Genomic DNA, 10,654 nt, shown 5'->3' on the forward strand with positions numbered 1-10,654 from the left:
CCCGCGCAGAGGCCGCCATGAGCGACACACTGATCATCGAAGACCTGCTCGAAGGCACCGGCAAGGCCGCCGTCAAAGGCGCCTTGATCACCACCCACTACCAGGGCTGGCTGGCCGACGGCAGCCTGTTTGACAGCTTGCTGGAGCGCGGCAAGGCATTCCAGTGCGTGATCGGCACCGGCCGCGTGATCAAAGGCTGGGACCAGGGCCTGATGGGCATGCGCGTGGGCGGCAAGCGCCGGCTGCGGGTACCGGCGGCGCTGGCTTACGCCGAGCGCGGGATGGGCAGCCGGGTGCCGCCGGGGGCGGATTTGACCTTTGAGGTTGAGTTGCTCGAGGTGTTGACGCGGGATGATTGAACAACCGCCATCAAAAAGCAGGCGAGATGGCACCGCGCCGGGCGACCACTGCGGGGTCAGCGAAGTGCTGGAAATACAGCTGGCTTCTGATCGCCTGGCTCAACGCCCGGTCCCCCTTAGCCCGCCCTGCTCCAAAAGTCAGTGGGGCTAACTCATCCGGGAGCTTGACCATGGCAGGCGCCGCATCCAACGCCCGCCTGACCGACGGGCCGCTCAGTACGTGGCGGATATCGACGCCTGCGGTATAGGCGCTCATTGAGAGATACGAAGCGGTGGCGTTGTATGCCAACGTAGCCTGCTCGGTGGTTAACGGCGCGCGCAACGGGCTGATGAAGTCGTAGGCCCGGCCTGAGAACTCAAGCGTGGTAACGGCCTGGGGATGCACAAACTCACCACTCAAACGGCGCATGGACACCGCCACCACATCGTCGGCCTTGCCTGCGCCAACGCCTAGTAGCTTCATGATCAGCTTACCCATCCTCCCGCTCGGGTCGCGATGGTTCACCGGCTCCGCCCAACAATACGCATAGGCGTTCAGCCCACCGCGCCCAAAGGGGCTGAGCTCATCGGCCGCGCCAAACCGCCCCAGCGCCGGGAAGTACGCGCGGTAGCCATTGCCCAGCAGGTAACGCCCGCCCTCGCTCCACTGCCCGGTAAAACCGCTGCGCTCAGTGCAGCCGTAGCCAAACGGAGTAAAACCCGGCACCCGCGCGCCCCGGCGCAGCACGGTGTTGGCCGGGGCAACGGCGAGCGGAACAACCTGCGTGAACGGCGCCATAACAAGGCCCTCGGGGTGCATGAGCCGCGATTACACCCCAAGTGCCCGCGTACGGTAACTGGTAGATCTACTAGGCTGTGTACGAAATTGATTGAAACGCAGTTTAGGCAAGGCGAAAACCGGCGAGGAAGCGGAGTTGACTGGTTGTCAATGAGCATTCCGACCGGGCTCGCGCTCGAGCCGGTTTTCAACGCCGCATAAGCAAGTTTCAAGCGGTTTCGTACATAGCCTAGGTCACTTCAGCGACCGCCCGCTGACAAAATGTGCCGGGTCATTGAACCCGGGCGTAGACGCATGCCCCGGCACCACCAGGCTGTCGATAAAAGCTTCGTCTTCGGCGGTCACGCGGTAGTCCAGCGCCGGCAGGTAGCCCTGCCAATGCGCTTCGGTGCGCGGCCCGACAATGGCCGAGGGCACCAGGCGGTTGTTCAGTACCCAGGCGATGGCGAAGGCCGTCGGCGTGGTGCCGCGGTCACGGGCGTAGGCGGCGACCTGCTGGGCGATGGCGAGGGATTCCGGGCGCCATTCGGTTTCCTGGATGCGTTTGTCCTGGCGCCCGGCGCGGCTGTCGGCGGCAGGCGCCTCGCCGGGGGTGTACTTGCCGGTGAGCACGCCGCGCGCCAGCGGGCTGTAGGGCACGATGCCCAGCCCATAGTGGGCGGCGGCGGTGAACACTTCCTGCTCGGCTTGGCGGTTGACGATGTTGTACAACGGCTGCACAGCGATCGGCGCCTCTACCCCAAGGCGTTTGGCGACGCTGGCGAACTCGGCGATTTTCCAGCCGCGGTGGTTGGACAACCCCCAGTAGCGCACCTTGCCCTGGCGGATCAGGTCGCCGAGGGCGGCGACGCTTTCTTCCACGGGGGTGTCGTGGTCTTCGCGGTGCAGGTAGAACAGGTCGATGTAGTCCGTGCCCAGCCGTTGCAGGCTTTGCTCGGCGCTGTGCAGCAAGTGCTTGCGGCTGGAGCCGACGTGGTGCGGCAGCGCCGAGGCTTGGCCAGTGGGGCTGCCGGCCTTGGTGGCGAGCACCCAGTCATGCCGGCGCGCGGCGATGGCGCGGCCGACGATGCGCTCGCTCTCGCCCTTGTTGTACACGTTGGCGGTGTCGATGAAGTTCACCCCCAGCGCCAGCGCGCTGTCGATGATGCGCCGCGAGGTGGGCTCGTCGGTTTGGTCGCCGAACATCATGCTGCCCAGGTTCAGGGGCGAGACTTTCAGGCCGCTGCGGCCGAGGGTGCGGTAGTGCATGGCAGGTTCCTTGTTGGGGGCATCAGGCAGGCCGCTACCCTAGCCGGCCGGCGCGCTGAAGGGTTAGTTCAAACGGCTATAAGGCTAGACCGCAATGGGCGGAAGAACGCGCGGATTTCTTCAGCCAGCAGTTGTGGTTGCTCCAGCGCGGCGAAGTGCCCGCCCTTGCGCTGGTAGGCCCAGCGCTGCACGTCGAAGCTGCGCGCCAGCCAACTGCGCGGCGGCATGGGCAACTCCTTGGGAAACAACGCCACGCCCAACGGCACCTGGGGCCGCTCGCCGGGGTAGAAGGCCAGCGGCTGCTGGCGGTTTTCCTTGTACAGCCGCAGGCTCGCCTGCAGGCTGGCGCTGAACCAGTACAGGCTGATGTCGGTGAGTACGGTGTCGAGGTCCAGCACCTGTTCCAGGTCGCCGCCGTGGTCGCTCCAGGCGTGGAATTTCTCGATGATCCACGCCGCCAGGCCCAGGGGCGAATCCGCCAGGGCGAAGGCCAGGGTTTGCGGCTTGGTGCCTTGCAGCAGGGCGTAGGCGCCTTCGCTGGCGGCAAACGCGGCCAGGCGCTCGAGGTAGGCCTGCTCCTCACTGCTTAGCGGCGGCTGGCCCTCGCCCAGCGGCGGGCGGAAGCTGGCCGGCACGTAGTTCAGGTGCACCCCGAGCACCTGCTCGGCATGTTCGCGGGCCAGCCACAGGCCGACACCGGCGCCGATGTCGCCGCCCTGGGCGCCGAAGCGCGGGTAACCGAGCTGGGCCATCAGGCCCTGCCACAGGCTGGCGATCCGCCGCGAGCCGGTGCCCGCCTGGCGCGGCGCCGGCGAGGCGCCATAGCCGGGCAGCGACGGCACCACCACATCGAAGGCATCGGCGGCATCGCCGCCATGGGCGGCGGGGTCGGCCAGCAGCGGCAGCAGTGGCTCGATCTCGATGAACGAGCCGGGCCAGCCGTGGGTGATCACCAGCGGCAACGGCGCCGGGCCCCGGCCACGCTGGTGGATGAAGTGAATACCCTGGCCGTCGACCTCGGTGATGAACTGCGGCAGGCGGTTGAGGCGCTGCTCTTGGGCACGCCAGTCGAAGCGCTCGCGCCAATGGCTGATCACCCGCGCCAGGTAAGCCGGGTTGGTGCCGTCGGCCCAACTGTCCGAGTCCAGCGCGTCGGCCCAGCGGGCGTTGGCCAGGCGCTGGGCGAGGTCGGCCAGGGCGGCGTCGGGGATGGCCAGGGTGTAGGGGCGGATAGGCATGGCGGCACCGGGTGGGTAGGCAGGGGGTTAAGGGTAGTGGATGCGCCGGGGCTTTGCATAAGGCTGCAGGGCCCTTCGCCCGGCACAGCCGGCCTCCCACCAGATTTGTGTAAGCCATTGATTTCAGACGCAACACAGACCTCGTGGGAGGCCGGCTGTGCCGGGCGAGGGGCCAGTCAGGTCATGCGCTCAGTAAAACCATTTGAAGAAATCAGGGCTTTTTAACACCCGATTTAGCGCTCTGATTGCTTAAGTGAACAGCATTACGGCACAGCCGGCCTCCTACGGGTTCTGTATTGCCATTAAATTAATGGCTTACACAAAACTGGTGGGAGGCCGTGGTCCGGCACTCCGGCTGTGCCGGGCGATGGGCCCTCCCAGGCGCTACTGCCGCCACCCCCCACCCAGCGCCGCCATCAACTGCACGCTGGCCTGCAAGCCTTGGCTGCGTGCCGCTTCCAACTGCCGCTGGGCCTGCAGGGCCGCGGTTTGCGCGGTGACCACGTCGAGGCCACTGGCGGTGCCCACGGCGTAACTGCTGTTGGCCAGGGCCAGGGCCTGCTGGCCGGCCGCCGCCGCGTGGCGTTCGTCTTCGGCTTGCTGTTGCCAGCCGCGCAGGTTGGCCAGGGCATCTTCCACCTCGCGCACCGCCTTGAGCACCTGGCCGCGGTACTGCGCGCTGGCGGCGCTGAATTCCGCGCGGGCAGCACGCTCGGCGGCGTTGCGCGCGCCACCGTCGAACAGCGGCAAGGTAAATTGCGGGCCCAGCGCCCAGATGCGGTTGCCGGCCGCCAGCAGGTTGCCGCTGCCAGCGGTTTGCCCGCCGGCCAGCCCACCCAGGCTGAAATCCGGGTAGAACGCCGCGCGCGCCACGCCGATGCCGGCGTTGGCGGCATACACACGGCGTTCGGCGGCGGCGATGTCGGGCCGCCGTTGCAGCAAGCGGCTCGGCAGGCTGGCCGGCAGCTGCGGCAGCGCACTGGCGCTGGCCGGGCCCAGGCTGAAGCCACTGGCCGGCGCGCCTACCAGTTCGGCGATGGCGTTGCGCGCCAGGGCCTGCTGGCGGGTGAGGTCAGCGGCCTGGGCCTGGGCGTCGGCCAATTGGGTTTGCGCGCGGGCTACGTCCAACTGGCTGGCGATCAGGCCCTGATAACGCTGCTGGGTCAGCTTCAGCGCCTGCCGGTAGGCCGCGAGTGCCTGGGCCACCACCTGGCCTTGCCGGGCCAAGCCCTGAGCATTCCAGTACAACTGCGCCAGTTGCGCCTGCAGGGCCAGGCGGGCGGCGGCGAGGTCGTCGGCCGAGGCGTTGGCCTGGGCGTCGCCGGCGGCCACCTGGTTGCGCAGGCGGCCCCAGAGATCAAGGTCGAAGCTGAGGTTCAGCCCCACGGTATCGGTGTTGTATTCATCCGGCTGGGCAGTGCCGCGCAGCGGTTTGCGGTCGGACTGGCGCTGGCGCACGGCGCTGCCGGCGGCGCCCAGTTGCGGCCAGAGGCTGCCATGCAGGCCGGCGGCGTAGGCCTGGGCGGCGTCGTTGTGGGCCACGGCGGCGGCGAGGGTCGGGTTGGCGGCCAGCAGGCGCTGCTCCAGGCCATCCAACTGCGGGTCGGCAAAGCCTTGCCACCACTGGCTGGGCAGGCCATCGGCCGGTTGCGCCGGCTGCCAGGGGCCGGCGCTGTAGTGCGCCGGCAGGGCCACGGGCGGCGCCTGGTAAGCCGGCGCCAGCGAACAGCCGCCGAGGGCGGCCAGGCTGATCAACAAGGCCAGGGGCTTAAGCATGGCTGCCCTCCTCTTTTGCCGGCACTACGCGGTCATGCTCGCCGAGGGCGTCGGGCGGGTTGTCGATCACCTGGTCGCCGGGCTTCAAGCCCTGGTCGATGTACAGCGTGGCGCCGCGGTCCTGGCCGATGTGCACCGGTTGCAGGTGCACCCGCTGGTGGCCGTCGAGCAGCGCCACCTGGGTACCGGCGCCGCGGAAGATCAACGCACTGGCCGGGATGCTCAGGCCGGCGCCGGTGGGCGGCACATTGAGCGTGGCTTCGGCGTAGTCGCCCGGCAGCAGCGCGCCGTCGGGGTTGCCGGCGGCGAACTGCGCCAGCAACGTGCCGGATTTCGCGTCCACCTGGGCGGAGTCGCCGAGCAACACGGCGTCGAAACTGCGCCCGGGGTGCTCCGGCACCCGCAGGGTGGCGTGCACGCCCGGGTGCAGCGCCCCGGCGGCGGCTTGCGGCACTGGCACGTACAGGCGCAGGCTATGGGTGTCGGCCACCTCGAACAGCGCCGGGCCCTGGTCGTTGCCGGCCTGGATCAACTGGCCAACGTCGGTGTTGCGCGCGGTCACGGTGCCGGCGAACGGCGCGCGCAGGGTTTTGTAGTTGGCCAGGTCCCGCAGGCGTTGCCAGTCGGCGCGGGCGGCCTGCTCGGTGGCCTCGGCGGCGCTGGCGTCGGCGGCCTTCTGGTCGGCGTCCTGGCGGGCCACGGCGTGGGTATCGAGCAAATGCGCCCAGCGCTGCGCGGTGAGCCGCGCCTGGCGCGCGGTGGCCTGGCTTTGCAGCCAGCGCGCGTGGGCCTGGGCCAGTTGCTGGTCGAGGTCGGGGCTGTCGATAGTGGCCAGCACCTGCCCGGCGCTGACCGTGCTGCCGATGTCGGTGTTCCAGCTTTTCAGGTAGCCACTGACCCGCGCATGGATCGGCGCCCGCGCCCAGGCTTCGAGGCGCGCGGGCAGTTGCAGCGGCTCGCTGCCCTGGCCCTGGCTGGGCTGGATCACGCTTACCGTCGGGGTGGCCTGGCGCACGCCCCAGGCGGCCACCGCCTGGGCCTGGGCGGCGCGGGCATGCAGGCCGCTGGCGACCAGCACGGCGGCAAGGCTCAAGCCGCCGGCCAGCCACAGCAGGCTGCGCCGAGAAAGGGTGTTAGTGGGCATGGGCGGTGTCTCCAACGGAACGGGAATGGGGTTGGTGGCGGCCGTGCACCCGGCTGAACAGCGCCGGCACGAACAACAGCGTGGCCAGCGTGGCCAGCAGCAGGCCGCCGATCACCGCGCGGCCCAGGGGGGCGTTCTGTTCGGCCGACAGCGCCAGCGGCAGCATGCCGATGATCATCGCCAGGGCGGTCATGCAGACCGGGCGGAACCGGGTGTAGCCGGCCTCCAGCGCGGCCTTGAAGGCATCGCCGTGGGCGGCCAGGCGCTCGCGGCAAAAGCTCACCACCAGGATCGAGTTGGCGGTGGCCACGCCCATGCACAGGATCGCCCCGGTCAACGCCGGCACCGACAACGGGGTGCCCGACAAAAACAGCATCCAGGTGATCCCGGCCAGGCCCGCCGGCAAGGCGCTGATGATCACCAACGGGTCGAGCCACGACTGGAAGTTCACCACGGTCAGCAGGTAAATCAGCAGCACCGCCCCCAGCAGCCCCAGGCCGAGGCCGCTGAAGGCCTCATGCAAGGCGCTGATCTGCCCGTGCAGGGTCACGCTGGCGCCCTTGGGCCGTTGCCCGGCCATGGCATCGATGGCCTGTTGTACGCCGTTGGCCACCGCACCGAGGTCGCGCCCCTGCACGTTGGCGTAGAGGTCCAGGGTGGGCTGGATGTTGTAGTGGCTGACCACCGCCGGGCTTTGGCTGCGCACGATCCGCGCGATGCTGCCGAGGGTCACCGCGCGGCCGTCGCTGCCGGTGATCGGCAGCGCCTCGAGCTGGGCCAGGCTGCCCATGCGGTACTGCGGGGTGGCGGCGACGATCGAATAGCTGATGCCATTGGCCGGGTTCAGCCAGTAGGTGGGCGCCACCTGGCCGCTGCCAGCCAGCGAGGCGACCATGGCGTTGGTCACGTCTTTTTCGGTGATGCCCAGGCCGTCGGCGAGTTGGCGGTTCACGTTGACGTTGAAGGTCGGGTAGCCGTTGCGCTGCTGCAGGTGCAGGTCGACCAGCCCTGGCACTGCCGCCAGGCGGCGCTGCAAGGCGGCGGCGTAGGCGCGGTTGGCGGCGTCATCGGGCCCGGCGATTTTCACGTCCAGCGGCGCCGGCGCGCCGAAGTTGAGGATCTGGCTGCTGGTGTCGGCCGGCAGGAACGAGAACGTGGTGCCCGGGAAACTGCGCGGCAAAACCTCGCGCAGGCGCTGCATCCAGGCCGCAGTCGGGCTGTGGCCGGGGTTCAGGCTGAGGCTGATGTCGCCGTCCTGCGGGCCGGTGGTGCCACTGTTGCTGTAGGCCACGTCGATGCCCGACAGCGGGATGCCGATGTTGTCGATTACATCGCCCAGTTCGGCCGGCGGGATCACTTGGCGAATACGCGCCTCGATCCGGTCGAAGGCCGCCGCGCTCTCTTCGATGCGGGTGCCCTCGGGCAGGCTCACGTGCAGCGCCATCGCCCCAGCGTCCACGGCCGGGAAAAAGTCCTCGCCCAGGCTCGGCAGCAAGGCAAACGAGGCCAGCACCGCCAGCAAAAAGCCCGGCAAAAACACCGCGCGGCGCGCCACGGCCACGCCCAGCAGGCGGTGGTAGGCATCGCGCAGGCGCGAGAAGCGCGCCTCGAAACCCTGCTGGAAGGCCAGCAGCGCGCTGGCCAGGCGGCCATGGGCCGGGCCCTGGCGGTCGCCTTCGTGGTGGTTGAGGTAACGGTTTTCCGGGTGGTGGCCGGCGCCGCCTTCGGTCACATGGGGCTTGAGCAGCGCCTGGGCCAAGGTCGGCACCAGGGTGCGCGAGAGCAGGAACGAGCTGCCCATGGCGAAGATCACCGCCAGCGCCATCGGCCGGAACAGGTAGCCGGCGATGCCCTGCAGCATGAACATCGGCACGAACACGATGCAGATGCACAGCAGCGAGACGAACGCCGGGCCGACGATCTGCCGGGCGCCGTCAAGGATCGCCGCGCGCACGCCCTTGCCCTGCTCCAGGTGCCAGTTGATGTTCTCGATGGTCACCGTGGCGTCGTCGACCAGAATGCCCACCGCCAGCGCCAGGCCACCCAGGGTCATCACGTTCAGGGTTTGCCCGCTCAGCGCCAGCAAACCGAGCGCCGAGAGCACCGCCAGCGGAATGGACGCGGCGATGATCAGCGTGGAGCGCCAACTGCCGAGAAACAACAGGATCATCGCGCTGGTCAGCAACGCGGCAATGATGCCCTCACGGGCCACGCTGCCCACCGACGCCTTGACGGACACCGAGGCATCGCCGAGGAACGAGGTTTTCAGTGCCGGCGGCAGCGCCTCGTCGATGCGCGGGAACATCCCGCGTATGGCGCCGATCACCGCCAGGGTCGAGGTGTTGCCGTTCTTCAGCGCCGGCATCAGCACCGCGCGGTGGCCATCGACCCGCACGATGTTGGTTTGCGGCGGCGAGCCGTCACGCACGTGGGCCACCTGGCCGATGGTCACCACTGCGCCGTCGACGGTCTTGATCGGCAGGCTGTTGAGCTCGTCGATGGCCGTGGGGCTGTTGTTGAGCAAAATGGTGTACTCATCGCCGCCGAACTTGGCGGTCCCCACCGGTACGATCTGGTTTTGCGCGGCCAGGGCGTTGCCCACGTCCTGCGCCGACAAGCCCTTGGCGGCCAGCGCCTGGGGGTCGAGGTCGAGGGTGATCTGCCGCTGCTTGCCACCCATCGGCGTAGGCATGGCCAGCCCCGGCACGGCGGTCAGCGGCAGGCGCACGGCGTTCTGCACCAGGTCGCGGATACGCGCCTCCGACAGCGTCGGGCTGGAAAACGCCATCTGCAGGATCGGCACCGTCGAGGCGCTGTAGTTGAGGATCAACGGCGGGGTGATGCCCGGAGGCATCTGCTTGAGCACGGTTTGCGAGATCGCCGTGACCTGGGCGTTGGCGGTGCGAATGTCCACGCTCGGCTGGAAGAACACCTTGACGATGCCCATGCCCGGCAGCGACTGCGACTCCACATGTTCGATGTCGTTGACCGTGGTGCTCAGCGCACGCTCGTAGGGGTAGATCACCCGCCCGGCCATCTGCTCGGGCGACAGCCCGGTGTACTGCCACACCACGGCCACCACCGGGATGCCGATGTCGGGGTACACGTCGGTGGGGGTACGCAGCGCGGCCAGTGGGCCGACCAGGCAGATCAACAGCGCCAACACGGCGAAGGTATAGGGTTTGTGCAAGGCGGTACGGACCAGACCAAGCATGGCGAAAGGCTCCCTTATGCGAAGCCCCGCAGCATCCGCCAAGCGCTCTAACACGAACCTTTCAGCGCGGTGAAAGATCATTTACGCAAACGGTGAAAGCGGTTTCAGGCGGCTTCACTTGGCCTGGGGTGGCCGGCGGCGCACCGTAGCGCCACGTCCACTTCGCTTACTTTCGAGGCCCGCACCATGACACTCACCACCCTGCGCACACTGACCCCCACCCTGCTGCTGTGCGGCCTGCTCAGCGCCTGCGCCACGCCCCTGCCGAACCCGCCGGCCGGCGATGCCTTCGTCAAGGTGGCGGAAACCACCACCCTCGACCAGGTGCTGGGCGAGAAGGTCGATGGGCATACCACCGCGGACGCGCGCTACTTCGAACTCAAGCCAGGCAACCATGACCTGGCAGTGTTGATCGAGCAGGAGGGTTACAACGATGAAGACCAAGACTGCTACGCCGACTTCAAGTACAGCGGGTTCAAGGCCGGCCACCACTACACCATCGACGAAAGCAGCCTGGGTGACCAGGTGACGGCGGTGTTGAAGAATGACCAGGGCAAGGTGGTGAGCCGGGCGGTGAACATGGATTGCATGCCGGGGTGAGGTTTACGGCCCATCGCCCGGCACAGCCGGAGTGCCGGGCGATGGGCCCCGAAGCTCATGCACAAAATCAGCAGAGCTCACAGATTGCTCCCCTCCTTGAAGCCGTGAAATGGCTTAAATGAACAGCATTACGCCACAGCGGGGCGAAGGGCCGGCCGCCGCTACGTAGCCTTACCCTTGCGCCCCGGCGCCAAGTCATCCGCCAGCAACACCTGCTTCGGCAACGTAAAATTCCTCAGCTTGAGCAACGCCAACGGCCCCTCGCCCAACTCCGTGCGCAGGTGCCAGCGCAGCGCT

General features: G+C 68.3%; 8 protein-coding genes. 2 read left to right on the forward strand and 6 right to left on the reverse strand.

The features are described 5' to 3' along the window. The first annotated feature begins 17 nt into the window (after positions 1-17). Positions 18-359: an FKBP-type peptidyl-prolyl cis-trans isomerase gene (locus ACFZCE_RS24815; RefSeq protein WP_390943193.1), complete on the forward strand. Its 342-nt coding sequence runs from the start codon at positions 18-20 to the stop codon at positions 357-359. Between the two features lie 10 nt (positions 360-369). Here the strand turns inward: ACFZCE_RS24815 and ACFZCE_RS24820 are convergent, their stop codons facing one another. The 6 genes from ACFZCE_RS24820 to ACFZCE_RS24845 form a co-directional block, all read right to left on the reverse strand. Then, positions 370-1,137, reverse strand: a complete 768-nt coding sequence (locus ACFZCE_RS24820; protein WP_390943194.1) for an RHS repeat-associated core domain-containing protein — start codon at positions 1,135-1,137, stop codon at positions 370-372. Between the two features lie 234 nt (positions 1,138-1,371). Continuing rightward, entirely contained in the window at positions 1,372-2,385 is a 1,014-nt protein-coding gene (locus ACFZCE_RS24825) for an aldo/keto reductase (protein WP_390943195.1), read from the reverse strand. A 68-nt stretch (positions 2,386-2,453) separates the two neighbouring features. Beyond that, positions 2,454-3,623: an alpha/beta fold hydrolase gene (locus ACFZCE_RS24830; RefSeq protein WP_390943196.1), complete on the reverse strand. Its 1,170-nt coding sequence runs from the start codon at positions 3,621-3,623 to the stop codon at positions 2,454-2,456. A 384-nt stretch (positions 3,624-4,007) separates the two neighbouring features. Then, positions 4,008-5,399 carry an efflux transporter outer membrane subunit gene (locus tag ACFZCE_RS24835; protein WP_390943197.1) on the reverse strand — a complete coding sequence of 464 codons (1,392 nt, stop codon included), beginning with the start codon at positions 5,397-5,399 and terminating at the stop codon, positions 4,008-4,010. Continuing rightward, on the reverse strand, positions 5,392-6,543 hold the full coding sequence (locus ACFZCE_RS24840; RefSeq protein ID WP_390943198.1) for an efflux RND transporter periplasmic adaptor subunit: 1,152 nt from the start codon (positions 6,541-6,543) through the stop codon (positions 5,392-5,394). The genes ACFZCE_RS24835 and ACFZCE_RS24840 overlap by 8 nt, the downstream gene beginning before the upstream one ends. Further along, the gene (locus ACFZCE_RS24845; RefSeq protein ID WP_390943199.1) at positions 6,533-9,757 is read right to left on the reverse strand and encodes an efflux RND transporter permease subunit; all 3,225 of its coding nucleotides are present in this window, start codon (positions 9,755-9,757) and stop codon (positions 6,533-6,535) included. The genes ACFZCE_RS24840 and ACFZCE_RS24845 overlap by 11 nt, the downstream gene beginning before the upstream one ends. A 186-nt stretch (positions 9,758-9,943) precedes the next feature. Between ACFZCE_RS24845 and ACFZCE_RS24850 the strand changes: the two genes are divergently transcribed. Then, the gene (locus ACFZCE_RS24850; protein WP_390943200.1) at positions 9,944-10,357 is read left to right on the forward strand and encodes a hypothetical protein; all 414 of its coding nucleotides are present in this window, start codon (positions 9,944-9,946) and stop codon (positions 10,355-10,357) included. The last annotated feature ends 297 nt before the right edge of the window (positions 10,358-10,654 follow it).

The organism is Pseudomonas sp. NPDC007930 (assembly GCF_042958985.1).
Taxonomy (GTDB): domain Bacteria; phylum Pseudomonadota; class Gammaproteobacteria; order Pseudomonadales; family Pseudomonadaceae; genus Aquipseudomonas.

Bases quoted from the DNA above. Each gene is read 5' to 3' on its own strand.
- ACFZCE_RS24815 (WP_390943193.1), top strand. From the start codon at position 18: ATGAGCGACACACTGATCATCGAAGACCTGCTCGAAGGCACCGGCAAG.
- ACFZCE_RS24820 (WP_390943194.1), bottom strand. From the start codon at position 1,137: ATGGCGCCGTTCACGCAGGTTGTTCCGCTCGCCGTTGCCCCGGCCAAC.
- ACFZCE_RS24825 (WP_390943195.1), bottom strand. From the start codon at position 2,385: ATGCACTACCGCACCCTCGGCCGCAGCGGCCTGAAAGTCTCGCCCCTG.
- ACFZCE_RS24830 (WP_390943196.1), bottom strand. From the start codon at position 3,623: ATGCCTATCCGCCCCTACACCCTGGCCATCCCCGACGCCGCCCTGGCC.
- ACFZCE_RS24835 (WP_390943197.1), bottom strand. From the start codon at position 5,399: ATGCTTAAGCCCCTGGCCTTGTTGATCAGCCTGGCCGCCCTCGGCGGC.
- ACFZCE_RS24840 (WP_390943198.1), bottom strand. From the start codon at position 6,543: ATGCCCACTAACACCCTTTCTCGGCGCAGCCTGCTGTGGCTGGCCGGC.
- ACFZCE_RS24845 (WP_390943199.1), bottom strand. From the start codon at position 9,757: ATGCTTGGTCTGGTCCGTACCGCCTTGCACAAACCCTATACCTTCGCC.
- ACFZCE_RS24850 (WP_390943200.1), top strand. From the start codon at position 9,944: ATGACACTCACCACCCTGCGCACACTGACCCCCACCCTGCTGCTGTGC.